We start from the raw sequence: 22,602 nt of genomic DNA on the forward strand, positions 1-22,602 counted from the left end.
TCGTCACAGCAGACATAGCGAAATCCACGGCACCAGCACCAGCAGCGCCAGCCGCACGAGATCCGCGAGCCAGAACGGGATGATGCCTCGGAAGATGGTCGAGAGCGCGATGTCCGGCATCACCGAGCGCAGCACGAAGACGTTCATCCCCACCGGCGGGGTGATCAGGCTCACCTCGGTGACCACCACGACGACCACGGCGAACCAGATCAGCAGCGCCTCGGGGTCGGCGAGCGGGCCGGTGCCAAAATCGAGCTGCGCGACGATCGGGTAGAACACCGGGACCGTGAGCAGGATCATCGACAGGCTTTCGAAGACGCAGCCCATCAGCAGGTAGATGCCCACCATGATCCAGATCACCGTCCAGGGGCTGACCTCGGCATCGTAGATCAAGTCGACAAGCGCGTCGGGCAACCCGGCGAAGTTGACGAAGGCCGAGAAGATCTCTGCGCCGATGATGATCGCGAAGATCATTGCCGAGGCCAGCACCGTCTCGCGACAGGCCGAGACGAAGCCTTTCCAGTCGAGCGCCCGCATCGCCAGCGCGAGGCCAAGCGAGGCGATGGCCCCCATGCCCGCGGCCTCGATCGGGGTGAAGAAGCCGCCGTAGATGCCGACCATGATAAAGAGAAACAGGCCCAGCGTGCCCGCGACCCCCATCTTGTCGCGACGGCTCATCGGCTGCGAGCTGCCGGCCTCGGGTGCCAGCGAGGGATCGAGGCGCACCGCGACCATCACCGCGATCAGGTAGAAGACGATGCCAATCGCCCCCGGCAGCAGCCCCGCGATGAAGAGCTTGCCGATGTCGCTCTCGGTCAGCAGCCCGTAGATGATCATGATCACCGAGGGCGGGATGAGGATACCCAGCGTGCCCCCCGCGGCGATCGAGCCCGCCGCGAGGCTGTCGGCATAGCCGAAGCGGCGCATGGGCGGCATGGCAACGCGGCTCATGGTGGCGGCGGTCGCCAGCGACGAGCCCGAGACCGCCGAGAAGCCGCCGCAGGAGAGCACCGCCGCCAGCGCCAGCCCGCCGCGCATCCGGCCGAACACCCGGTCGGCCCCGGCAAACAGCCCCTGCGCGATGCCCGAGCCGGCCAGCACGTTGCCCATGAAGATGAACAGAGGCACCACCGAGAGCGAGTAGCTCAGCCCGGTCTCGAAGACCGCGGCGCCGACCATCGCCCCTGCGGGCTCCCAGCCGCGCAGCCAGGCAAAGCCGACGCCGCCGACCAGCGCCATGGCAAAGGCGATGGGCACGCGGGCGAAGACCAGCGCCAACAGGATGACGATGGCGATGATCGATTCAGTCATGGGAGAATTCTCGCAGCAGTCCGAAAAGCGCCGAGGCGAGGCAGGCGACGCCCCCCAGCGCGGCAAAGGGGGCGAGCGGCACGCCCAGCGAAACCGAGCGCGCGCCCTCGTGCCACTGATCGAGCATCAGGCCGAAGAGGGTCCAGGCAAACCAGCACAGCACGAGCGCCGAGACCGTTGCGGCGAAGAGGCCGAGCGCCCTCTGCACCGCGCGGGGCAGCGCGCCGACCAGCAGATCGACCTCCACATGCGCCCCGGCACGGCTGACCAGCGGCAGCGCCACGAAGACCAGCGCGCCGAGCATCAGCTCGGTCATCTCGAAGGCACCCGAGAGCGGCGCGTTGAGCAGGTAGCGGCCCACCACGTCGATCCCGGTCACCGCCATCAGGGCCAGCAGCAAGGTTGCCGCCAGCCCCAGGAGGATCGTTTCGAACCGCTTGGCGATCATTGCGCCGCCGACATGTCGACGCCGGTCATCTCGCGGAAGCGCGCCAGCGCCGCGGTGCCGTCCTCGCCCTCGGGCAGGCTTTCCGCCCAGGCCTTTTCGTGCTGCGCGGCGGCGGTCTTCACCGCATCGAGAACCGGCGCAGAGGCGGCGTAGAGCTCGATCCCCGCCGCGTCGATCTTCTCCTTCGCGGCATCGTCGGCGTCGTTCCAGGCCTGCCCCACCAACTCGGCAAAGGCCTCGCCGGAGATCGCGTCGATCGCCTGCTGGTCCTCGGGCGAGATCTCGTCCCATTTGTCCTCGTCCATCACCAAAAACCAGCTGGTGTTGTAGAGCCCACCCGGCACGGTCATCGAGTACTTGATGTCATCCGTCAGCTTGAACGCCGTGAGCGCCTCGTAGGTGAAGGCCACCCCGTCGATCACCCCGCGCGAGAGCTTCTCGTAGACCTCGGGCGAGGACATGAAGAGCGGCGTCGCGCCCAAGTCTTCGGTCAGGCCCGCGATATAACCGCCGGGCACGCGGATCTTCATGCCTTCAAGGTCGGCAGGGGTCTCGATCTTGCGCAGGTTGTTGTGCAGCAGCCCCGGCCCGTGCATGAAGAGGCCGAGCAGGTGGGTGCCGGCGTGTTCCTCGCGCGCGTTCAGATCCTCGGTGTAGACGGTCCAGAACGCCTTGGAGGCGGCAACCGCGTCATCGCCGAGGAAGGAGAACTGCCCCAGCTGCGAGCCGCCAAAGCGGTCGTCCTGGGTGAAACTGTGCAGCCCGTAGGTTATGTCAGCCACGCCGTCACGGGCCATGTCGAAATGCGCCGGCGGGCTGCCCAGCGGCTTGCCCAGCACGCGCACCGAGACGCGGCCTTCGGTTACCTCTTCTACCTTCTCGGCCCAAGGCTTGATCGCTTTGACCACGATCGGATGGCGCGGCGGCAGCCAGCTCGACAGCGCCAGCTGCACGTCCTTGGCCTGCGCCACGCCGGACAGTGCCAGCAGGGCGAGGGCCGCGAGACCCGTTTTCTTGAGCGTCGTTTGGAACGTCATGGGGGATCCTCCCTTGCGGGGCCACGGGCTCCTCCGCCCGGACCCGGTGAAATCTCAGATGGTTGCGGGCTGCATCGCCTCGGGTTCGGCCCGGCGGAAGGCGTCGAACCCTGCGCAAGCCCGCGCGACGCGGGTGATGCGCGGCAGGTCAGCGGTCTCCACGCCCCAGCGCGCGGCGTTGTAGAGTTGCGGGATCAGGCACAGGTCGGCCTGTGTCAGCTCCGCCCCGATGCAGTAGGGGCCGGTCTCGTCGAGCAGCGCCTCCACTGCCTCCAGCCCGGGACGGATGAAGTGGCGCATCCAGTCGCCGCGGGTGTCTTCCAGCCCGGTCAGCGCGGCGGCATGGGCCGCGACGCGCAAGTTGCAGACCGGATGCAGGTCGCAGGCGATGGCCTGCGCGATGGCCCGCATCCGCGCGGCCTGTGCCGGGTCGGAGGGGCGCAGCGAGACGCGCCCGGTCTCCTCGAGGAAGTCGAGGATGGCAAGGCTCTGCGTCAGCCGCAGCCCGTCGATGTCCAGCACCGGCACGAGGCCTTGAGGATTCAGCGCCAGATGCTCCGCACCGCGCTGATCCCCGGCGAGCAAGTCGACCGGCCGGCTCTGCCAGTCGAGCCCCGCGAGGTTGAGCGCGATCCGCACCCGCCAACTCGCGGTCGAGCGCCAGTAGTCGTAGAGCACCGCCTCAGGCATAGGAGCGGGCCGTCGCGAGGATCGTCTTCAGCTCGTCCACGTCGCCGAAACGGTTGGCGAGCAGCAGCACGATCCTAACGTTGAGCGCGTGGCTCTGCGCCTCGTCCAGTCCCTCGTGCGCCACCATCAGCGCCTCGTAGGCCTCGTCGCCGCGGGAACCCAGCCCCATGTCGTACACCTGACGCATCACGCCATCTCCCTTTCGCAGCTGCGGCCCATGGCGCGGGCCAGCGCCTCCTTCAGTGCGGGCTCGTTGACCTCGCCGTGGAACACCGCCGCCGCGTGGCCGTCGGGCCGCACGAGGTAGGCAACTCCCGTGCCGTAGCGCTGCAGCGCATATCCCGCGCGGTCGTCGTGGGTGGGGTAGCCCTTGCCGGACTGCCCAATCCCGATACGCCGCACGCCCCCATCCGGCAGCTCGATCTCGCCGAAGCCGACCAGCGTGAAGTCGCCCTGAACAAGCGGCAGCAACCAGCCATTGCCCAGCGGCGCATCCACCATCGGCTGGCCCGGGCGCACCAGCCCCTCCCCGGGTGTCTGCAGCGCAAACCCCTCCAGCGAGCAGGGCACGGACAGCCGCCCCGAGTTGATCAGCCGCCGCGCAAAGGGCTGGTCGTGGGCCATGCGCAGCGTCTCGCGGCGGAACAGCGCCTCGATCTCGGTCTTCGGCGTCATGAAGTTGGTCGAGCGGGCGGAGTTGAGGATGTTCTCCGCCGAGCCGTGCGAGCGCTCCTCGTGGTAGCTCTCGATCAGCGCCTCGTCGGCCTCGCCCTTCAGCACCGCGGCCAGCTTCCAGCCGAGGTTGTCGACGTCCTGGATGCCGCCATTGCCGCCGCGCGCGCCGAAAGGACTGACGACGTGGGCGCTGTCGCCGACAAACGCCACGCGGCCATGCACGAAGCGGTCGAGCTTGATGCAACGGAACTTGTAGACCGACAGCCAGTCGAGCCGGAACGGCTTGTCCCCGACGATCGCCCTGATGCGCGGGATGACCATCGCCTCGCTGGCTTCCACCTTGGCATCCGCGCCGAGGTCGAGCTGCAGGTCGATGCGGTAGATATTGTCGGGCTGCGCGTGCAGCAGTGCCGACTTGCCGGGATGGAAGGTCGGATCGAACCAGAACCAGCGCTCGGCGATGCCGTGATCGCCGAAGGGGCTCTCGTCCATCTCGATATCGGCGATGAGAAACTGCTCCTCGAAGGTCTGGCCGGAGAAGTCGAGCCCCATGCGCTCGCGCGTCGCCGATTTCGCCCCGTCGCAGGCCAGCAGCCAGTCCGCTGCCAGCTCGTAGGTGCCCTCGGGGGTCTCGACGGTCAGCCTCACCCCATCCACGCACGCCGCATGGTCCACCACCTTCGACAAAAAGCGGATGTCGATCAGCTCGGGAAATTCGCGAGCCCGCTCGAGCAGATATTGCTCGACGTAGTATTGCTGGAGGTTGATGAAGGCCGGGTATTTGTGGCCGTCCTCGGGCAGCAGATCAAAGCTGTAGACTTCCTCGTCGCCGTGGAACAGCCGCCCCACCTTCCAGGTCACGCCCTTTTCCAGCATGCGCTCGCCGACGCCCAGCCGGTCGAAGATCTCGAGCGTGCGCTTGGCCCAGCAGATCGCCCGGCTGCCGACCGAGACGACGTTGTTGTCATCAAGCACCACCGAGCGGATGCCCTGCAGCGCCAGATCGATCGCCATCGCCAGCCCGATGGGGCCCGCCCCGACGATGGCCACCGGCGCGCCGGTGGTGCCGCCGTCAAGCTCGGGCGGGCGCACGAAGGGCTGCGGGGCGTAGCTGTATGCTGGCATGGTCTCTCCTCCCTCATGCGTGCGGTCCGGCTCCTCCGCCGGGCCGCACGCGGATCGTCTCGTATCGTGTCCGGCGCGGCACCCCGCGCCGACGGGCGCTCAGCCCTGCAGGTCGGCCCACATCTGCTGATCGCGCTCGGCGGTCCAGACGCGGGGGGTGTCGATGCCGCGGGCCTCGTCGTAGGCACGGCCGACGTTGAACGGCAGGCAATGTTCGTAGATGGCGTAATCGGCGAACTTCGGATCGCACTCGGCGCGCACCGCGTCCCAGGCCTCCTTGAGCGTGCCGCCTCGGGCCACGACACGGGCGACGGGCTTGTAGGTCGAGCGCACGAAATCGGCGGTGTTCTCCAGCGCCTGCATCACCTGCGCCTCGCCCACCAGCGCATCGCCCCGGCCCGGCGCGATGGCCTTGGGCTCGAAGGCGGCGATATTGGCCAGCGTATCGGGCCAGTCGGCGAAATGACCGTCGCCGCAGTAGCAGGCCGAGTGGAACTCGACGATGTCGCCGGTGAACATCACCTCCTGGTCAGGCACCCAGATCACCGCGTCGCCGGCGGTATGGGCGCGGCCGAGATGCATGATGTCGACCCGGCGCTTGCCGAGATAGACGGTCATCCGGTCGCTGAAGGTGGTGGTCGGACGGGTCAGACCGGGGATTTCCTCATGCCCCTGGAACAGCCGCGGGAAACGGCCGAACTCGCTGTCCCAATCTTCCTGCCCGCGCTCTTCCACCATGGCGGCGGCGGTATCGGACATGATGATCTCGCGCGCGCCATAGGCCGAGGCGCCGAGCACCCGAACCGCATGATAATGCGTCAGCACCAGGTGGCTGATCGGCTTGTCGGTGACAGAGCGCACGCACTCGATGACCTTGCGCGCCAGCCGCGGGGTGGCCTGCGCCTCGACGATCATCACGCTCTCGTCGCCGATGATGACGCCGGTGTTGGGGTCACCCTCGGCGGTGAAGGCATAGAGCCCCTCGCCCACCTGCGTGAAGCTGATCTTCTTTTCTTCCATGTCGCCTTGCGACGCGAATGCCTTGGCCATGAGAGCCTCCTTCAGTCCTTGGTCCAACTGGGCTGCGGCACGGCGGGCAGAACCTTGCCCGTGCAGGCGCCGAAGCCGATGCGATAGCCGTCGCCCTGCGCCGCGCCGCGCAGGGTCAGAGTGTCGCCGTCCTCGAGGAAGCTGCGCGTCGCGCCGCCGGGAAGCTCGACCGGCTCCTTGCCGCCCCAGCTCATCTCCAAGAGCGAGCCGCGGCTGCCGGGCGTCGCGCCCGAGATTGTCCCCGAGCCCAGCAGGTCGCCCGTGCGCATGGCGCAGCCGCTGGTGGTGTGATGGCAGAGCTGCTGCGCCGCCGAGTAGTACATCTCGGCATAGTTGGTGCGGGCGATCACCGACTCCTCGCCCCCCTCCGGGGCCAGCGCCACCTCGAGGTCGATGTCGTAGAGCATCGGCCCCGGCTCGCGCAGGTAGGGCAGCAGCTCGCGCTCGCGCTCGGGTGTCGAGGTGCGGAACGGCGCCAGCGCTGCGGCGGTGACGATCCAGGGGCTGATCGTGGTGGCGGTGGCCTTCGACTGGAACGGGCCGAGCGGCTGGTACTCCCAAGCCTGGATGTCGCGCGCCGACCAGTCGTTGAGCAGCACGTAGCCGAAGATCATCTCGTCCGCCTGCGCCACCGAGACCATGCCCTGCGACGGCGTGCCTACGATAGCGCCCATCTCCAGCTCCAGATCGAAGCGGCGGCAGGGCTCAAACACAGGCAGATCGGCGTCCGGCAGCTTCAGCTGCCCCCAGGGGCGGATGACCTCCGTGCCAGAGACCACCACCGAAGACGCCCGGCCGTTGTAGCCGATGGGGATCGACAGCCAGTTCGGCGGCAGCGCGTTCTCCGGCCCCCGGAACATGGTACCGACGTTGAACGCGTGGTTCTTGGCGGCGTAGAAATCGGTGTACTCGCTGACCGAGAAGGGCATCAGCAGTGAAACCCCCGCCAGCGGCACCAGATGTGGCTCCACGGCGGCGCGATTCGTCTCGTCGCCCAGCAGTTCGGTCAGCCGCGCGCGCAGCGCCGCCCAGACTTCTGGCCCCGCCGCCATCACCGCGTTCCACGACGGCGCGGCGAAAAGCGCCGGGTCCAGCCCGTGCTCCACCGCGCCCACGTCGAGCACAAAGTCCCCGATCGCCACGCCCATGCGCGCGCCTTGCCCATCATCGAAGACCCCGTAGGGCAGGTTGTTCAGCGGGAAGTCGCAGCCGGGCTCGTTCGCCCCGTCGACCCAGCTCGTCATCAAGCTCATTCTCGTCCTTCCGGGCGCGTTCTCTTGGGGCCGCCCGCCCCTTCTTCTCTTTTCAAATACGCCGGGGGTGAATTGGCCGCAGGCCAAGAGGGGGCAGCGCCCCCTCCCCCTTGCAAGCGGCAGCTCAGTCCCAATTGCCCTCCGGCGTGCCGTCGAAGCGCTTCTTCAGGCTGTCCCAGCAGTCGATGTAATCGTCCTGCAGCGGCGCCTCCGCCGCGGCAAAGCGCGTCAGGTGCTGCGGGAAGCGGGTCTCGAACATGAAGCTCATCGTGTTGTCGAGCTTGCCCGGCTTCAGCTCGCCGAAGCTGGCCTTCTCGAAGGCCTCGTTGTCCGGGCCGTGCGGCAGCATCATGTTGTGGAGGCTCATGCCCCCCGGCACGAAGCCCTGCGGTTTGGCGTCATACTCGCCGTAGATGTTGCCCATCAGCTCGGACATGACGTTCTTGTGGTACCACGGCGGGCGGAAGGTGTTCTCGGCCACCATCCAGCGCTCGCGGAACAGCACGAAGTCGATGTTTGCGGTGCCCTCGACGCCCGAGGGCGCGGTCAGCACGGTGAAGATCGACGGGTCGGGGTGATCGAAGAGGATCGCACCGACCGGGCAATAGGTGCGCAGGTCGTATTTCACCGGCGCGTAGTTGCCGTGCCATGCCACCACGTCGAGCGGTGAATGCCCGATCCAGGTCTCATGGAACTGGCCCTGCCACTTGATCACCACCCGGCTCTTGGCGTCACGGTCCTCGAAGGCGGCGACCGGCGTCTTGAAGTCGCGGCGGTTGGCCATGCAGTTCGCACCGATCGGACCGCGCCCCGGCAGGTCGAACTTCTGGCCGTAGTTCTCGCAGACGAAGCCGCGCGCCGGCCCGTCGATCAGTTCAACCCGGTACACGAGGCCGCGCGGCAGGATGGCGATCTCCTTCGGTTCGAGGTCGATCACCCCGAGCTCGGTGCAGAAGCGCAGCCGGCCCTCCTGCGGCACCACCAAGAGCTCGCTGTCGGCGGAGAAGAAGTACTCGTCTTCCATCGAGGCGGTGACGAGGTAGATGTGGCTGGCCATGCCGACCTGCGTGTAGACGTCGCCCGCCGTGGTCATGGTGCGCATGCCGGTCAGCCAAGTCAGGCTCTCCTGCGAATGCGGCACCGGATCCCAGCGGTATTGGCCGAGGCTGATCACGTCCGGATCGACGTTGGGCGCGGACTGCCAGTAGGGCACGTCGATCTTCGCGAAGCGGCCGACATGCTTCACCGCCGGGCGAATGCGGTAGCACCAGGTGCGCTCGTTCTGGTGGCTCGGCGCGGTGAAGGCGGTGCCGGAGAGCTGCTCGCCGTAGAGACCGTAGGCGCAACGCTGGGGCGAGTTCATTCCGTCGGGCAGCGCGCCCGGCAGCGCCTCGGTTTCGAAATCATTGCCGAAACCGGGCATGTAGCCCTCATGCAGCGCGGTGATACCCGCGGCGCGCGTCAGGCCCGAGATCTTGCTCAGGTCATTCATCTCCGAAGTCCTCCCTCGACGTATTGATGACATGTTGTTAGTTACTTTTGTAACTAACAAGAGGGATTCTTGAGGTGATGAAGAAATTGGCACAAACCCGAGAAAGCGATGATATTTTCGAGCTTTCCAGCTTCACGCCCTACCTCCTCAACCAGGCCGCCGAAGCGCAGAGTGACGTGTTTTCAAGGAATTACCGCGAACGCTACGGGATGCTTCGGACCGAATGGCGGGTGCTGTTCCACCTGGGCCGCCACGGCGACATGAGCGCCAAGGAGATCTCGGAAAGCGCCTCGATCCACAAGACAAAGGTCTCGCGCGCGGTCCGTGCGCTGGAGGAGAAGCGATTCCTCTCGCGCATCACCAGTCCGGACGACAGGCGCAGCGAACGGCTGTCGCTGCGCCCGCCCGGGCAGGAGGCCTTTCGCCATCTGTCCCGCGCGGCGCAGGACTACGAGGCCGCGCTCGAGCAGCGCCTCGGAAAACGCGACGCGCGAAAATTGCGGGAGCTGCTCAAGCGGTTGGACGGCACGTGACCTGCCGGGCGGCGGGGCCCGCTGGGGCACCCCGCAGTCCGGCCCGCGCTCACAGGTCCAGCTCGATCACCCCGCCCGGTGTCGCGGCGCGGCTCTGGCAGGTGATCATCGCGCCCTCTCTTTGTGCCTTCGACAGGACGAAGTCGCGGTGCTCGACCTCCCCCGCCCGGACCCCGCACTTGCACACCCCGCAGATGCCGTCGTCGCACTTGAGGTCGATCGGGATCCCCGCCGCCTGCAGGACCTCCGCGGCGCTGCGATCCTCGGGCACCTGCAACACGCGCCCGTCCTTCAGCCGCAGGGCAAAGGGGTGGTTCTCATAGTCGGGCTGCTCGGGGACCGAGAAATATTCCAGATGCCGCGCCTCCTCGGGGAATCCGGCGCGCTCGGCGGCCTGCATCACCCCCTGCATGTAGCGCTCGGGCCCGCAGGTGTAGACGTGCCAGCCCTGCGCATAGCGGCCCATGATCGCATCCAGGTCCGCGCGTGTTCCTTCGTCGGAAAAATGCAGGTGCACCTTCCCGGCCCAGGGCATCGCCGAAAGATCGTCGAGGAACCCCGCGCCTGCCCGCCGCGAACAGGAGTAGTGCAATGCGAAATCCCGGCCGAGGGCATGCAGGCGATGCGCGAAGGCGATCATCGGCGTGATCCCGATGCCGCCGCCCATGAGCAGCGACATCGGCGCAGACTCCTCCAGGGGGAAGTGGTTGATCGGCCGCGAGATGAAGATCTTTCGCCCCGGCGTGAAGATCCGGTGCATCAGCTTCGAGCCGCCCCGCCCCGCGTCCTCGCGCAGCACGGCGATCTGGTAGCGCGTGCGATCGGCGGGATCGCCGCTCATCGAATATTGCCGCAGGAACTCCGGCGCGACCACGATGTCGAGATGCGCCCCGGCCGTCCATTCCGGCAGGTCCGAACCGTCTAGGCTGCGGAATTCGTATCGGCTCACATCCCCGGTCATCGCCTGGGCCTCGGCCACCTCCACCCGGATCACCGGCGCATCCCCGGGGACGCGATACTCGTGCAAATGGTCGGTCCGCCCCTGTTCGAGCCGCAGCTTGTACTCGCGGGCGGTGACCATCGCCTGATAGGCCTCGATGCCTTTCTCGCGGTCCATCGGGAACGGATAGGGCCAGGGGTGTGGCGCCAGCGGCGCGGGGTAGACCGCCAGCGTCTGGTCCTCGTAGCGCAGCTTCAGCTCGGGTTGCAGATCGCGGCGGTTGACCGGATGCCTGCTGGGACGATAGGCGCCGTCCTCTTCCAGCTCGATGTCCCACCACCACTTCTTGACCTCGTTCAGCCCTCCGTTGCCCACGGCGTCGTCGAGTCGGGCCAGCAGCGGGGCCGCCTTCGGCAGGGTCATTGCGGCCCAGCGGAACGGCCGCTCGGCGAACAGTCCCTCGAGGTTCCAGGGGCAAGTCTTCATGCAGCGCCCGCACATCGCCCCGCCCTTGGCGGTGATGCGGTAGGTCGCGCATTTCTGACTGTCGGACTTCCAGATCTCGTAGCCATTGAACATCAGCTTCGGCCCGGCGGTGATCGCCCCCGAGGGGCATTCCCGCGCGCATTTGTTGCAGCTCTCGCAGAAGCTCTGGAGGCCGAAATCGATGGGCCTGTCGTGCGCCAGCGGCATGTCGGTGGTCACCACGCCAGACTTGAGCCGCGGCCCGAGATAGGGGTTGAGGATCACCTCGCCGATGCGGCTGACCTCGCCAAGACCCGAGAGCAACAGCAGCGGCGGCTGCAGAACCTCGCCATCCATCACCGTGTGCGCCTTCGCCTTGTAGCCGAGGTTGCGAATCTGCTGCGCGATGACCCCGCCCAGCAGCGAGAAACGGAGGTAGGCACGCATCGACTGGGCGACGCTGATCCAGTCGTCGCCGCTGGCGCCCTCCATCGTCTCGAAGCCCTGGTCGATGATCATGCTGATCGCCTGATCGTGGGGCGGATCGATGGGGGTGCCGAGCGCGTCGTGCGAATACCACGCCCAGTCGGGGCAGCGCGAGATCCCCACCGCGTCCACCCCGAGGAAATAGCTCGCGGCCTTGATGTTGGCGGCGTTGCGCGCGGCATCCGAGGGACGCGGCCCGTCAGGGTTCGGCGCGCCGTCCTGGCTCAGCACGAAGGCTCCGAGCGCCCGGCGCTGCGCATAGGAGGGCGCCGCCTTGCGCGCGTAGTGCCCGCCCTTTGCCCCCTCCTGCAGCGCCTTGCCCATGTCGCCGAACTGGGCACGGGCGAACATGTCGGCGCGCTTCGGCACGCGGGCGACCCGGGCCTCGTCGATGAATGTCGTGGGCGCATCGACCCGCTTCAGTTTCTCGAAAGGATGCGCCCCGTCAACGAAGCGGCGGCGGTCGTAGGGGTTTCCGTTCAGACGCGAGCGCTGCACCCCCTTGCCCAGCCTCCACGCCAGCCCGCCCGAGCCGGGCTGTGCGGCGAGGGGAAGGTCGCAGGCCAGATCGAGGCGGCAGGTCACCACGCCCAGGCCGAAGCGCTCGCCGAGGAAGGGCGCCACGAGCCGCCCCTCTCTGACCTGAGCGAGCCCCGCCGCGACCGCCAGCCGGTTCATGTCCACGTCCGAAGCCGCCCCCGAATGCGCCTTGGCGTCATGCCCGAGCAGGCGGATGTAGTTCGCGATGACGTTGGCGGTCTCCGATGCGCGCAGGCAGGCGCGCTGCGCCAGCGCATCCTGCAGCCAGTCGCAGCCTTCCTCCCCCTCGCCCGGTTCGCGTGGATTCTCATAGAGATAGACGATCGCATGCGTATGACCGGTGATCGCTGCGGGCGGCGCGGCGATGCTGTCCTTCAGGTCCGCCATGATGACGTCTATCCCCGAGGCGAGCGTCTTGCTCTGGCGGGTCTGGATGTCCCGGGCCAGACGGTCGATGTCGGGATTGAGGAAGGGCTTCTCAAGCAGCGCGGCTCCGTCCAGCCGGCAGATGCCGACCATGGCCGCGTCGTTGAAGTAGCCGAAGGCCTTGAGGTGGTTGGCGCGCTCGGCCGGATCGCCGGGGATCTCGGAGACCACGGGATTGGTCAGCCCGCCGCGGATCGTGTCGAGGATCGCCTGATACTCGCGCATCGCGTTGACGATGCTTTCCGGCGCGTCGGGGCGGTCGAAGCGCACCTGCTGCATCGGCGGCACGCCGGAGAGGTCGGCCGTTTCCGCCCGCGCAAGGGTTTCGAGCGGAAACGGTCCCATGTGGACCGGGCGGTTGCGGTCGGAGAACAGTCGAGTCACGGCACCTCCCCATGCGTGTGGATCGAACTGCCTTGATCTAGCCGGAGCGGGACGCCTATTCTGTCACCCGAATGGATGACATCGCCTTTTCTCCCCTGCCGCGCGACCGGACCGCGAGGCTGACCGCTCTGGTGCCGGAGCCGGGCTTCGGCGCGGCGCTTCTGGCCTCTATCCGCGACGCGGCGGATATCGTGAATTTCGGGGCCTTCTACGTGTCGGACCTGAAGCGGCCGGAGCCGGTCCTGTCGATCTGGTCCGGCGAGATGAGCGACTACTGGTTCCGCCGCAACGCCCGCACGATCGCCTCGCACGACAGCCTGCGGCAGGACTTCTCGGAGCGCATCCGCCGCGCGCCGCAGGGCGCACTGGTGATCGACCGCTGGCATCCCCCGGCGGACGACCCGCGCGCGGCGATCTACGCCCGCGACCAGGTGATCGAGCGGGTCTCGGTCGCCTCGCGGATCGGGCGCGGCGGCCTCGTGTCCTTTTACCTACGCGGCGTTCAGGCGGGCTGGCTGTCGGACACGGATCTGGCACGATTGCGGGACGTCCTGCCTTTGGCACACGAGCTGATCGGACTTCGGCACCGCATCGTCGGCCCCCAACCGGAGCTGCCGGCGGAGCGCTCCTTCGCCGCGCTGCGGGCGGACAATGTCGGCGCTTTCGCGGGTCTCACCGCGCGCGAGGCCGAGATTTGCGATCTCGCCGCGCGCGGCATATCGGTCGAGGGTACGGCGCTCGACCTCGGCATCTCGCAGAACACCGTGCGCACGCTGCGCCGACGCGCCTACCGCCGTCTGCAGGTCGCGACCACGACGCAGCTGACGCGCCTGCTGTTCAGCGACCGCCGGTGACCTGACCCTCCCGCAGGGCGGCCAGCACCTCCTCGGTATGTTCTCCGAGGCGCGGTGCCGGCAGTCGCGCCGCACAGGGGGTCCGGCTGAGCTTGACCGGGAACCCCAGCATCCGCACCGTGCCCCGCTCGTCGCCATGCGGCACGTCGATGGCCATTTCCTGCGCCTGGATCTGTGGGTCCGCGAAGACCTCTTTCAGGGTCTGGATTTTGCCGGTCGGCACGCCCGCGCGGTTGAGCCGGAGAATCCAGTTCTCGCGCGTATCGCTTGCCAGCGCCGCGTCGAGGATGCCGTGCAACTCGTCACGCCGGGCAAAGCGTTTGTCGTTGCTGTCGAAACGCGGATCCGACAGCAGGTCGGGCAGACCGATCTCGGCCAGCAACCGCCCCAGCACCTGGTCGTTCGACGGAGAAATCGCGATCTGCCCATCGGCGGTATTGTAGAGCCCGTAGGGCGCCACCAGCGGGTGATCGTTGCCGGTGCGCTGCGGGTTCTCGCCGGTGACGAAATGCTCCGAGGCGAGATAAGCCATCATGCTCAGCACGCCGTTGACCATCGAGGTCTCCACCGCCTGCCCCACCCCATCGCGGTTGCGCCCGTGCAGCGCCGAGACGATGCCGAAGGCGGTGTAGAGCCCGGCCACGAGATCCGTCACCGGCTGCGCCGCGCGCAGCGGCGGCTCGCCTTCGGGGCCATTTACGCTCATGAAGCCGCTCATCGCCTGCGCGATGAAATCGAAGGCCGGCCGATCGGTGTAGGGGCCGGTCGAGCCAAAGCCGTTGACGCTGGCCACCACCAGCCGCGGGTTGATCTCTTCGAGCCGCTCGGGCGGAAAGCCCATGCGCCCCAGCACTCCGGGTCGGAAATTCTCGACCAGCACGTCGGCGGTTTCCAGCAAGCGCGCAAGGTCGGTGCGCCCCTCGTCGGAATAGAGGTCCAGCACCACCGACTTCTTGTTGCGGTTGAAGCCGGCGAAATACCACGAGAAACCGTTCTTGTGGTGGCCCTGCCCGCGCACCGGATCGCCGCCGGGGCTCTCGATCTTGATCACCTCGGCGCCCATGTCGCCGAGCAGCATCGAGCAAAAGGGCCCCGAAAGGACGCGGGTCAGGTCGATGACGCGGATGCCGTCGAGCGGCGGTTTCAGCTCCGTGCCGCTCATGCGCGGCTTCCGCTCGACGAGCGGACCTCGTCGCGGCGATACTGCCGCAGGCGCGGACCGGCCTTCATCACCTGCCCCGGCAGCTTCTGCCCGAGCGCCGCCTCGGTGCGCCGCGCGACCTCGATCAGCGCGTCCAGATCAATGCCGGTCTCGACCCCGCTTTCATGCAGCATGTAGACCAGATCCTCGGTGCAGGCATTGCCGGTCGCGCCGGGCGCGAAGGGGCAACCGCCGATCCCGGCGACGCTGGCCTCGTAGCGGGTGATCCCCTCGAGGAGCCCGGCATAGGCGCAGGCGAGGCCCACCCCCCGGGTGTTGTGGAAATGCAGCGCGACATCGGCCTGCGGCACCTCGGCGGCCAGCGCCCGGCAGCGCTCCTGCACCAGCCGCGGCGTCGCCATGCCGGTGGTGTCGCCGAGCGTGATCTTGGTGATGCCGCTGCCCGCGTAGGCCTTGGCCACATCGAGGATGTCCGTCACCGGCACGTCGCCCTCGAAGGGGCAGCCGAAGGCGGTGGCGATGGCGCCATAGACGGCAATCCCGGCCTCCTCTCCCATCCTTGCGATCTCGGCCGCGGCGGCCAGCGAGACCTCCCGGGAGCAGTTCACATTGGCCTGGTTGTGGCTCTCGGAGGCGGAAAGAAAGACCACCATCGCGTCCACCCCGGCCTCGATGGCGCGCGCCGCGCCGCGGGCGTTGGGCACCAGCGCGGTCAGCTCGGCACCGCGGCTGCGGTCGATGGCCGCCATGACCTCGGCGGCATCGGCCATGTTGGGCACGGCGCGCGGCGCGACGAAGGAGGTGACCTCGAGCTGCGGCACTCCCGCCGCGATCAGCCCGTTGATCATCTCGATCTTCACGTCGGTGGACACCGGCACCGGCCAGGCCTGCAGCCCGTCGCGGGGGCCCACGTCCACGATCCGCACTCTTTCGGGGAATCCCTCCAGCGTGACCTGCGTCATAAGCCCTCCTCCAAAAGCTGTTGATGTGGTCTACCGCCGTGGTATACCACTCGCACAGGGAGGGTCAATCCAGACCATGAACACGGACAGGGCGGCGGATAACGCGGCATTGCCGCAGGCGGAGCGCGCGTTGCAGGACATCCGGAAGGATATCCTGTCGATGGCCTTTGCGCCCGGCGAACCTGTCTCGGAACGCGCCCTGCAGGACCGCTATGGCATGTCGCGGACGCCGATCCGCGCGGCCTTGGCAGCGCTGACCGCCGAGGGGCTGGTCGACCGCGATCCGCGCGGCGGCTACGTCATCGCCCCCATCGACCTGCAGGAGATCCGCGACCTCTTCGAATTCCGCGAGGAGCTGGAGGACACAGCGGTGCGCCTTGCCTGCGTCCGCGCCCGCCCCGAGGCGCTGGCGGCGCTGCGCGCCACGGTCGACCGCGGGCGCACCGATTTCCGGGTCGAGGACTGGCTCGCATCGGGGCTCGACGTGCACGTCGAGCTGGCGGCGCTCTCCGGCAACCCGTTCCTGCGCGACGCGGTGCGCACCGTGGTGGGGCGGGCGCTGCGCCTGCGCTGGCTGCTGGCCAGCGATGCTGCGCAGCGAGAGGCGGCCTGGCAGGAACATACCGAAATCCTCGATCTCGTCGCCGCCGGCGACGCGGACGAGGCGGCCCGAAAGGTCCGGTTGCACACCCGCGCGGTGCGTGACCAGATCCTCGAGGCCGTGGAAGGCGCGCGCCGGTTTCTCGGCACGCGCGGTGTCGTCGACCACAAGAGGAGTGACGGCGACACGCAATGACGCCCCGGGGAGGGAGACCCCGGGAACAGGGGCCCATCGGGCCACAGGACAAAAGGGAGGAACCATGTCCTACATGCGCAAATTCATCACCGGGGCAATGCTCGCCGCCGGTCTGACCGGCGTCAGCGCCGTCACCGCCAGCGCGGCGGAATGCATCGCTCCGGCCGATCCCGGTGGCGGCTGGGATTTCACCTGCCGCACCGTCGGCCGCCTGCTGACCGAGCTGGGCCTCGAAGAGAGCTCGGTGCAGGTTACCAACATGCCCGGCGGTGTCGGCGCGGTGGCCTTTGCCAACGTCGCGGGCAAGCGCGCCTCCGAAGGCGACCTGCTGGTCGCGACCTCGACCGTGGGCGTGACGCAGATCGCGCAGGGCAAGTACCCGGGCGGCGTCGACGTGATGCGCTGGGTCGGCATGCTGGGCACCGATGTGGGTGTCATCGTGGTGCCGGCTGACTCCGACTACGAGACCGTCGGCGACCTGCTCGACGCGCTCAAGGCCGATCCGACCTCGGTGCCGGTGGCGGGCTCCTCGGGCGCGGGTGGCTGGGACCATATCCGCCTGCTGATGCTGGCCGACGCCGCGGGCATGGAAGGCGATGACTACAAGGCGATCCGCTGGGTGCAGTTCGACGGCGGCAGCCCCGCCGTGACGCAGATGCTCGGCGGCCAGGTCGGCGCGGTGTCGACCGACCTCGGCGAAATCGCAGGCTTCGTGGAATCGGGCGACATCAAGATCCTCGCAGCGCTGTCGGACGAGCCGATCCCGGCCTTCCCCGACGCGCCCACCGCCAAGTCGCAGGGCTTTGACGTGACCGGCTACAACTGGCGCGGCTTCTACACCGGCGGCGATGTCTCGGACGAGGATTACCAGGCCTGGGTCGACGAGCTGAAGTCGCTCTTCGACACGCCGGAGTGGAAGGAAGCGGCCGAGGGCAACGGGCTGATCACCGTCTGGCGCGGCGGCGAGGAGTTCGAGGCCTACGTCGCCGACCAGGCCAAGCAGATGGAAGAAATCTCGCGCAGCATCGGTGTCATCCAATGATCGACCGCATCGTCGGGGCCGTGGTCTTCATGATCTCGGTCTCGGCCTTCTGGGTCGCGCGCGGATACGAGGCGGGTTTCGGGGATCCCCTGGGCCCCGCCGTGTTTCCGCAGATGGTCGCCGGAGGGGCGGCCATCCTCAGCCTCGGGCTGATGCTGCGCCCCGACCCCGATCCCAAGGCCCAGTCCCGACCCGCGATGACCCGGCAGATCGCCACGCTCGCCGTGCTGGTCGGCTACGTGCTGCTGCTCGAACCGCTGGGCTTCCCGCTGTCGACCACGCTCGGCACCGCCTGCCTGGCGCTGCTGTTCGGTGCCGGCCCCGCGAAGGCGGGGGTCACCGGGCTGGCGGTCGGCCTGTCGCTCTTCGTGATCTTCGACACCGTGCTGGGGCTGCCACTGCCCTTCGCTCCCGCGCTCTTCGGCTAACGAGACCTCATGGATATCCTGACCTCCCTCATCGGCGGCTTTGCCGTCGCCGTGACGCCGCTCAACCTCGCGCTGGCGGTCTTCGGCTGCTTTGCCGGAACGCTGATCGGCGCGCTGCCCGGGCTCGGCCCGGTCAACGGCGTGGCGATCCTGATCCCCGTCGCCTTCGCCATGAAGCTCGAGCCCGGCTCGGCACTGATCATGCTGTCCTGCATCTACTATGGCTGCATGTACGGCGGTCGGATCAGTTCGATCATGCTCAACATCCCCGGCGACGAGCCCGCGATCATGACCACGCTCGACGGCTACCCGATGGCCCGCAGGGGCCAGGCGGCCAAGGCGCTCGGCATCTCGGCGGTGGCTTCCTTTACCGGCGCCACCTTCGCCACGCTGGGGCTGACCTTCTTTGCGCCGCTGCTGGCCAAGGCGGCGATCCACTTCGGCCCGGCGGATTACTTCGCGCTCTATGTCATGGCCTTCGCCACCATCGGGGGGGTCACCGGGGTGAACCCGTTCAAGACGCTGCTCGCGGCGATGCTCGGGCTGCTGCTGGCCAGCGTCGGGCTCGATCCGGGCACCGGCACCGCGCGCTTCACCTTCGGCTCGTTCCACCTCTACGACGGGTTCGATCCCATCGTCGCCATCGTCGGCCTCTTCGCGGTGAGCGAGATCATCATGTATTTCGAGAGCCACGCCACCTCGGGCGCGGGACCGGCCAAGCTCGGCCGCGCCCTGCCCCGGCTACGCGAGGTCTTCGAGGGCTTCCCCGCCGCCCTGCGCGGCTCGGTGATCGGCTTCATCTGCGGCGTGCTGCCGGGGGCGGGCGCCTCGCTCGGTGCCTTCGTCTCCTACAGCACGGAAAAGCAGATCAGCGACAAGAAGGGCACCTTCGGCACCGGCGACCCGCGCGGCATCGCGGCGCCGGAAGCGGGCAACAACGCTGCCTCGGGCGGCGCGCTGATCCCGATGCTGACGCTGGGTGTGCCCGGATCGGGCACCACGGCGGTGATGCTGGCGCTGCTGGTCTCGCTGAACATCCAGCCCGGCCCGCTGCTCTTCGAGCGCCAGCCGGACATCGTCTGGGGTCTCATCGCGGCGCTCTATCTGGCCAACGTGGTGTTGCTGCTGCTCAACGTGCCGATGGTCGGGCTGTTCACCCGCCTGCTGTCGCTGCCGCAATGGCTGCTGATGCCCGTCGTGGTGATGGTCAGCTTCATCGGCATCTACTCGATCAGCCATTCGACCTTCGATCTCTTCGTGATGATCGGCTTCGGCCTGCTCGGCTACGCCCTGCGCAAGCTCGAGATCTCGCTGGTGCCGGTGGTGCTGGGGCTGCTGCTCGGCGCCGACATGGAGAATAACCTGCGCCGCGCGCTGTCAATCTCCGGAGGGGATTTTGGCATCCTGCTGCAGAGTCCCATCGCGCTGGTCATCTACGGCTTCACCGCGCTGATGCTGATGTTCTCCTTCGGCATCGCCATGCGTCGGCGGCCCGATCCGCTGGAGGGCTGAGATGGGAGCGCCGGGCGGATCGGTCACGATCCGCCCGGCGCCCTCGTCGAAGGCGGGCCCCCGAGGCTACATCGAGTTCGGCAGGAACAGCACCAGCCCCGGCACAAGGATCAGGATCGCCAGCCGCAAGAGATCCACCAGCACGAAGGGCAGCACCCCGCGAAAGATCGTGCCGAGGCCCACGTGCCGCGCGATGCTGTTGATGACGAAGACGTTCATGCCGATCGGCGGGGTGATCAGCCCCAGCTCCACGGTCATCACGATGATGATCCCGAACCAGATCGGATCGAAGCCGAGTTGGGTGATCACCGGGAAGACGATGGGCACCATCAGGATGATCATCGCCATGGCGTCGAGGAAACAGCCCAGCACGACGAAGAGCACCATGATCAGCACCAGCGTGCCGTAGCGCCCCAACCCCAGCTCGATCAGCATCCGCGTCATGTTCTGCGGCACCTGCGTCACCGCGAGAAAGTAGCCGAAGAGGATCGCCCCGATCAGGATCGTGTAGATCGCCACCGAAGTGCGCAGCGCGCCGACGAGACAGTCGAGCAGCGAGGCTGCTCCCAGCCGTCCGCGCGCGAGGCCGATGACCGCCGTCAGCACCGCGCCCACCGCCGCCGCCTCGGTCGCGGTGGCGATGCCGAGGTAGATCGACAGGATCACCGCGATGAACAGCAACGCCACCGCCCAGACGTCGCGCAGCGCCCGCAGCGCCTCGCGCAGCTCGAAGGGCGCGCCGGCGGGCAGGTACGGGCCGTAGCGCAGCCGCACCGTGAGCATGTACATCAGCACCGCCAGCAGCCCCGGCACGATGCCCGCGATGAACAGGCTGCCGATGTCCTGTTCGGTGATGTAGCCGTAGACCGCCAGCACCACCGAGGGCGGGATGAGGATGCCCAGCGTGCCGCCCGCGGCGATCACCCCGGTGGCGACGTCGTCGCCGTAGCCCGCGCGCTTCATTTCCGGATAGGCGATGTCGGTCATCGTGGCCGCGGTCGCCACCGACGAGCCGCAGATCGCCGCGAAACCCGCGCAGGCCCCCACCGTCGCGATCCCCAGCCCGCCGCGGAACGAGCCGAGCGTGGCATTGGCTGCGCGGAAGAGCTCTCGGCTCATGCCCGAGCGGGTGGCGAGCACCCCCATCAGCACGAAGAACGGGATCAGCGTCAGGTTGAAGTCGGTCACCGTGCGCAGCGGCGAGGTGGCCAACAGGTTCAGCGCCGGTTTCAGCCCGGTCACCATGCCGAAGCCGCCGACCCCGACGATGCCCATGGCGATGCCGATCGGCACGCGGATCAGCATCAGCAGGAACAGGATGACAAAGCCGCCCGCCGCGATCAGGTCGCGTTCACTCATTCTTTTCTACCTTTGGATGGCCCATGTCGGGCCCGTCTTCCTCGGGGGGCACCTCGTGGCCTTCCAGCCCTTCGCCAAAGCGCCAAATCCGCCAGAGCCGCAGCGCCGTGGTGAAGAGCGCCGCGATCAACCCCAGCAGGATCGCGGCAAGGAAGGGCCAGTGCGGCAGGCGCAAATCCATGGTCACCTCGCCGCCCGAGAGCTGCGAGAGCACCCGCGCCCCCATTTTCCAGACCAGCAGGCCGGTGAAGCCCAGCAGGATCGCCCAGGCCACAAGATCCAGCCAGCGCCGCAGCGCCGGAGAGACCGCCTGCGCCAGTATGTCGACCTTGATGTGGCTGCCGCGGTAGCCGAGCGAGGCAAAGCCCCAGATCACCGCGATGGCCAGCGTCAGCCGCGAGATGTCAAATGAATCCGGCAGCGGCGCGGCAAAGAGATACCGCCCCACCGCCGAGACGAAGATCAGCAGCGTGACCAGCCCGAGCATCACCGCGGCGGTTCTCTCCACCCACAGGATCACCCGGTCCGCCGCAGTGTGACGTTGGCCCGTCATGGCGCCTCGCAAGTTGGGGGGAGCGCCCGCGCTCCCCCGGTTGCCTTACTTGTAGAGCACGCCATTGGCGTCGAGCGCCGCACGCAGCCCCTCGAGGATCGCCTCGGGGTCGCCGCCCGCTGCAGACACATCCTCTTTCCACGCCTCCAGCGTCGGCATCGCCGCCTCGCGCCACAGCGCGACCTCCTCGTCGCTGGGCATGTAGACCGTGTGCTCGGGGTCGTTCAGGATTTCCTCGCGCACGCCCTTGTCGTAGTCGGCCCAGCCTTCCGAGAATTTCTTCGACCACTCCGGGGTGCAGTGTTCGTCGATCACCGCCTTCTGCTCGGCGCTCAGACCGCCGTAGCTGTCGTTGTTGAACAGCAGCACCTGCGACGAAAGGTAGAGCGGCATGTCGTTGTGAAACTTCGTCTCCTCGGCAACGTTGAAGATCTTCATCGCCTCGTAGGGGAAGGTCACCGCGTCGGCGGTGCCGCGCGCCAGCGCCTCGCGGGCCTCGGGCGCGGGCACCTGCACCGAGGCGCCACCAAGCGAGGCGACGAAGCGCGCCATGGTCGAATGCGCGGGGCGCACGTTCAGCCCTTTCACGTCGGCCGGGACCTTGATCTCGGACTTGCCGTGGAAGCGGCCCGGCTCGTGCGGGTTGACGAGGCAGAAGTGGACGTCGCCCATCTCCTTTGCGGCAAAGTCGCCCGCGTACCACTCGTGGATCGCCTTGGCGGCGTTCGGCCCGTCGGTGGCCAGGAAAGGCACGCCCGTCAGCTCGTAGATCGGGAAGCGTCCGGCGGTGTAGCCGGGGTTCACGTAGCCGATGTCGGCAATGCCGTCGCGGGTCATGTCGTAGTGATCTGGCGCCGCGCCAAGTTGCTGCGCGGGGAACACCTCGAAGGTGATCGTTCCGCCCGAGGCCTCGGTGATCGAGTCCATCCACTCCTGCATGCCGGTCTGCGGCACCGCATGCTGCGGCGGCAGCCAATGCGCGAGCCGTAACGTGACGTCCTGCGCCTGCGCGCAGGTGGCGCCAAGCGCCAGAGCAGCGGCAGCCCCGATGGTAAAGGTCTTCATGGTCTTCCTCCCTA

Annotated in this window: 21 protein-coding genes; 6 read left to right on the forward strand and 15 right to left on the reverse strand. The window is 67.9% G+C overall.

Annotated elements, in window-relative coordinates; translation table 11 throughout:
- Positions 1-3: 3 nt before the first annotated feature.
- The 9 genes from BM397_RS26025 to hmgA form a co-directional block, all read right to left on the reverse strand.
- Positions 4-1,311: a TRAP transporter large permease gene (locus BM397_RS26025; RefSeq protein WP_092430352.1), complete on the reverse strand. Its 1,308-nt coding sequence runs from the start codon at positions 1,309-1,311 to the stop codon at positions 4-6.
- A complete protein-coding gene (locus BM397_RS26030) occupies positions 1,304-1,759 on the reverse strand; it encodes a TRAP transporter small permease (protein ID WP_092430354.1) in 456 nt (151 codons plus the stop codon). Before BM397_RS26030 ends, BM397_RS26025 begins: the two co-directional genes overlap by 8 nt.
- On the reverse strand, positions 1,756-2,796 hold the full coding sequence (locus BM397_RS26035; protein WP_092430356.1) for a TRAP transporter substrate-binding protein: 1,041 nt from the start codon (positions 2,794-2,796) through the stop codon (positions 1,756-1,758). Before BM397_RS26035 ends, BM397_RS26030 begins: the two co-directional genes overlap by 4 nt.
- Before the next feature lie 54 nt (positions 2,797-2,850).
- Positions 2,851-3,486, reverse strand: coding sequence for a maleylacetoacetate isomerase (maiA, locus tag BM397_RS26040; protein WP_092430358.1), 636 nt, complete (start codon positions 3,484-3,486; stop codon positions 2,851-2,853).
- Positions 3,479-3,673 carry a DUF2783 domain-containing protein gene (locus tag BM397_RS26045; protein ID WP_245696233.1) on the reverse strand — a complete coding sequence of 65 codons (195 nt, stop codon included), beginning with the start codon at positions 3,671-3,673 and terminating at the stop codon, positions 3,479-3,481. Before BM397_RS26045 ends, maiA begins: the two co-directional genes overlap by 8 nt.
- Positions 3,673-5,286 (reverse strand): FAD-dependent oxidoreductase, encoded by a 1,614-nt coding sequence (locus BM397_RS26050; RefSeq protein WP_092430360.1) that lies wholly within the window; start codon positions 5,284-5,286, stop codon positions 3,673-3,675. Before BM397_RS26050 ends, BM397_RS26045 begins: the two co-directional genes overlap by 1 nt.
- A 99-nt stretch (positions 5,287-5,385) precedes the next feature.
- On the reverse strand, positions 5,386-6,336 hold the full coding sequence (locus BM397_RS26055) for an MBL fold metallo-hydrolase (protein WP_092430362.1): 951 nt from the start codon (positions 6,334-6,336) through the stop codon (positions 5,386-5,388).
- An 11-nt stretch (positions 6,337-6,347) separates the two neighbouring features.
- Entirely contained in the window at positions 6,348-7,589 is a 1,242-nt protein-coding gene (gene fahA / locus BM397_RS26060) for a fumarylacetoacetase (RefSeq protein ID WP_092430364.1), read from the reverse strand.
- A gap of 124 nt (positions 7,590-7,713) precedes the next feature.
- On the reverse strand, positions 7,714-9,081 hold the full coding sequence (gene hmgA / locus BM397_RS26065; RefSeq protein ID WP_092430366.1) for a homogentisate 1,2-dioxygenase: 1,368 nt from the start codon (positions 9,079-9,081) through the stop codon (positions 7,714-7,716).
- An 86-nt stretch (positions 9,082-9,167) separates the two neighbouring features.
- On the opposite strand from hmgA, the gene BM397_RS26070 reads away from it, so the two are divergent.
- On the forward strand, positions 9,168-9,614 hold the full coding sequence (locus BM397_RS26070; protein ID WP_245696234.1) for a MarR family winged helix-turn-helix transcriptional regulator: 447 nt from the start codon (positions 9,168-9,170) through the stop codon (positions 9,612-9,614).
- A gap of 49 nt (positions 9,615-9,663) precedes the next feature.
- On the opposite strand, the gene BM397_RS26075 is transcribed toward BM397_RS26070, so the two are convergent.
- On the reverse strand, positions 9,664-12,816 hold the full coding sequence (locus BM397_RS26075) for a 2Fe-2S iron-sulfur cluster-binding protein (protein ID WP_092430370.1): 3,153 nt from the start codon (positions 12,814-12,816) through the stop codon (positions 9,664-9,666).
- A gap of 110 nt (positions 12,817-12,926) precedes the next feature.
- Between BM397_RS26075 and BM397_RS26080 the strand changes: the two genes are divergently transcribed.
- Positions 12,927-13,709 (forward strand): helix-turn-helix transcriptional regulator, encoded by a 783-nt coding sequence (locus BM397_RS26080; RefSeq protein WP_092430372.1) that lies wholly within the window; start codon positions 12,927-12,929, stop codon positions 13,707-13,709.
- On the opposite strand, the gene BM397_RS26085 is transcribed toward BM397_RS26080, so the two are convergent.
- Positions 13,693-14,871: a CaiB/BaiF CoA transferase family protein gene (locus BM397_RS26085; RefSeq protein WP_092430374.1), complete on the reverse strand. Its 1,179-nt coding sequence runs from the start codon at positions 14,869-14,871 to the stop codon at positions 13,693-13,695. The two genes, BM397_RS26080 and BM397_RS26085, sit on opposite strands and share 17 nt — an antisense overlap.
- The gene (locus BM397_RS26090) at positions 14,868-15,833 is read right to left on the reverse strand and encodes a hydroxymethylglutaryl-CoA lyase (protein WP_092430376.1); all 966 of its coding nucleotides are present in this window, start codon (positions 15,831-15,833) and stop codon (positions 14,868-14,870) included. Before BM397_RS26090 ends, BM397_RS26085 begins: the two co-directional genes overlap by 4 nt.
- Before the next feature lie 76 nt (positions 15,834-15,909).
- Here BM397_RS26090 and BM397_RS26095 point away from each other — a divergent pair, with 76 nt between their 5' ends.
- From BM397_RS26095 to BM397_RS26110, 4 genes are all read left to right on the forward strand, one after another.
- On the forward strand, positions 15,910-16,629 hold the full coding sequence (locus BM397_RS26095) for a GntR family transcriptional regulator (RefSeq protein ID WP_245696235.1): 720 nt from the start codon (positions 15,910-15,912) through the stop codon (positions 16,627-16,629).
- A 64-nt stretch (positions 16,630-16,693) separates the two neighbouring features.
- Positions 16,694-17,671 carry a Bug family tripartite tricarboxylate transporter substrate binding protein gene (locus tag BM397_RS26100; protein WP_092430378.1) on the forward strand — a complete coding sequence of 326 codons (978 nt, stop codon included), beginning with the start codon at positions 16,694-16,696 and terminating at the stop codon, positions 17,669-17,671.
- A complete protein-coding gene (locus tag BM397_RS26105; protein ID WP_092430380.1) occupies positions 17,668-18,099 on the forward strand; it encodes a tripartite tricarboxylate transporter TctB family protein in 432 nt (143 codons plus the stop codon). Before BM397_RS26100 ends, BM397_RS26105 begins: the two co-directional genes overlap by 4 nt.
- Positions 18,100-18,108: 9 nt before the next feature.
- Positions 18,109-19,611 (forward strand): tripartite tricarboxylate transporter permease, encoded by a 1,503-nt coding sequence (locus tag BM397_RS26110; protein WP_092430382.1) that lies wholly within the window; start codon positions 18,109-18,111, stop codon positions 19,609-19,611.
- Positions 19,612-19,677: 66 nt separating this feature from the next.
- On the opposite strand, the gene BM397_RS26115 is transcribed toward BM397_RS26110, so the two are convergent.
- From BM397_RS26115 to BM397_RS26125, 3 genes are read right to left on the reverse strand one after another with little or no spacing between them, the layout of a single operon-like run.
- Entirely contained in the window at positions 19,678-20,970 is a 1,293-nt protein-coding gene (locus BM397_RS26115; protein ID WP_092430384.1) for a TRAP transporter large permease, read from the reverse strand.
- The gene (locus BM397_RS26120; RefSeq protein ID WP_092430386.1) at positions 20,963-21,523 is read right to left on the reverse strand and encodes a TRAP transporter small permease; all 561 of its coding nucleotides are present in this window, start codon (positions 21,521-21,523) and stop codon (positions 20,963-20,965) included. Before BM397_RS26120 ends, BM397_RS26115 begins: the two co-directional genes overlap by 8 nt.
- A 45-nt stretch (positions 21,524-21,568) precedes the next feature.
- Entirely contained in the window at positions 21,569-22,588 is a 1,020-nt protein-coding gene (locus BM397_RS26125; RefSeq protein ID WP_092430387.1) for a TRAP transporter substrate-binding protein, read from the reverse strand.
- Between the last annotated feature and the right edge of the window lie 14 nt (positions 22,589-22,602).

The organism is Alloyangia pacifica (assembly GCF_900116195.1).
GTDB lineage: Bacteria > Pseudomonadota > Alphaproteobacteria > Rhodobacterales > Rhodobacteraceae > Salipiger > Salipiger pacificus.

Excerpts from the sequence above, each read along its gene's own strand:
- BM397_RS26110 (WP_092430382.1), top strand. The coding sequence starts at position 18,109 with ATGGATATCCTGACCTCCCTCATCGGCGGCTTTGCCGTCGCCGTGACG.
- BM397_RS26035 (WP_092430356.1), bottom strand. The coding sequence starts at position 2,796 with ATGACGTTCCAAACGACGCTCAAGAAAACGGGTCTCGCGGCCCTCGCC.
- hmgA (WP_092430366.1), bottom strand. The coding sequence starts at position 9,081 with ATGAATGACCTGAGCAAGATCTCGGGCCTGACGCGCGCCGCGGGTATC.
- BM397_RS26125 (WP_092430387.1), bottom strand. The coding sequence starts at position 22,588 with ATGAAGACCTTTACCATCGGGGCTGCCGCTGCTCTGGCGCTTGGCGCC.
- BM397_RS26085 (WP_092430374.1), bottom strand. The coding sequence starts at position 14,871 with ATGAGCGGCACGGAGCTGAAACCGCCGCTCGACGGCATCCGCGTCATC.
- BM397_RS26105 (WP_092430380.1), top strand. The coding sequence starts at position 17,668 with ATGATCGACCGCATCGTCGGGGCCGTGGTCTTCATGATCTCGGTCTCG.
- BM397_RS26045 (WP_245696233.1), bottom strand. The coding sequence starts at position 3,673 with ATGCGTCAGGTGTACGACATGGGGCTGGGTTCCCGCGGCGACGAGGCC.
- BM397_RS26100 (WP_092430378.1), top strand. The coding sequence starts at position 16,694 with ATGTCCTACATGCGCAAATTCATCACCGGGGCAATGCTCGCCGCCGGT.
- BM397_RS26095 (WP_245696235.1), top strand. The coding sequence starts at position 15,910 with ATGAACACGGACAGGGCGGCGGATAACGCGGCATTGCCGCAGGCGGAG.
- BM397_RS26115 (WP_092430384.1), bottom strand. The coding sequence starts at position 20,970 with ATGAGTGAACGCGACCTGATCGCGGCGGGCGGCTTTGTCATCCTGTTC.
- BM397_RS26025 (WP_092430352.1), bottom strand. The coding sequence starts at position 1,311 with ATGACTGAATCGATCATCGCCATCGTCATCCTGTTGGCGCTGGTCTTC.
- BM397_RS26120 (WP_092430386.1), bottom strand. The coding sequence starts at position 21,523 with ATGACGGGCCAACGTCACACTGCGGCGGACCGGGTGATCCTGTGGGTG.
- BM397_RS26075 (WP_092430370.1), bottom strand. The coding sequence starts at position 12,816 with ATGGGACCGTTTCCGCTCGAAACCCTTGCGCGGGCGGAAACGGCCGAC.
- BM397_RS26030 (WP_092430354.1), bottom strand. The coding sequence starts at position 1,759 with ATGATCGCCAAGCGGTTCGAAACGATCCTCCTGGGGCTGGCGGCAACC.
- BM397_RS26055 (WP_092430362.1), bottom strand. The coding sequence starts at position 6,336 with ATGGCCAAGGCATTCGCGTCGCAAGGCGACATGGAAGAAAAGAAGATC.
- maiA (WP_092430358.1), bottom strand. The coding sequence starts at position 3,486 with ATGCCTGAGGCGGTGCTCTACGACTACTGGCGCTCGACCGCGAGTTGG.
- BM397_RS26050 (WP_092430360.1), bottom strand. The coding sequence starts at position 5,286 with ATGCCAGCATACAGCTACGCCCCGCAGCCCTTCGTGCGCCCGCCCGAG.
- BM397_RS26090 (WP_092430376.1), bottom strand. The coding sequence starts at position 15,833 with ATGACGCAGGTCACGCTGGAGGGATTCCCCGAAAGAGTGCGGATCGTG.
- fahA (WP_092430364.1), bottom strand. The coding sequence starts at position 7,589 with ATGAGCTTGATGACGAGCTGGGTCGACGGGGCGAACGAGCCCGGCTGC.
- BM397_RS26080 (WP_092430372.1), top strand. The coding sequence starts at position 12,927 with ATGGATGACATCGCCTTTTCTCCCCTGCCGCGCGACCGGACCGCGAGG.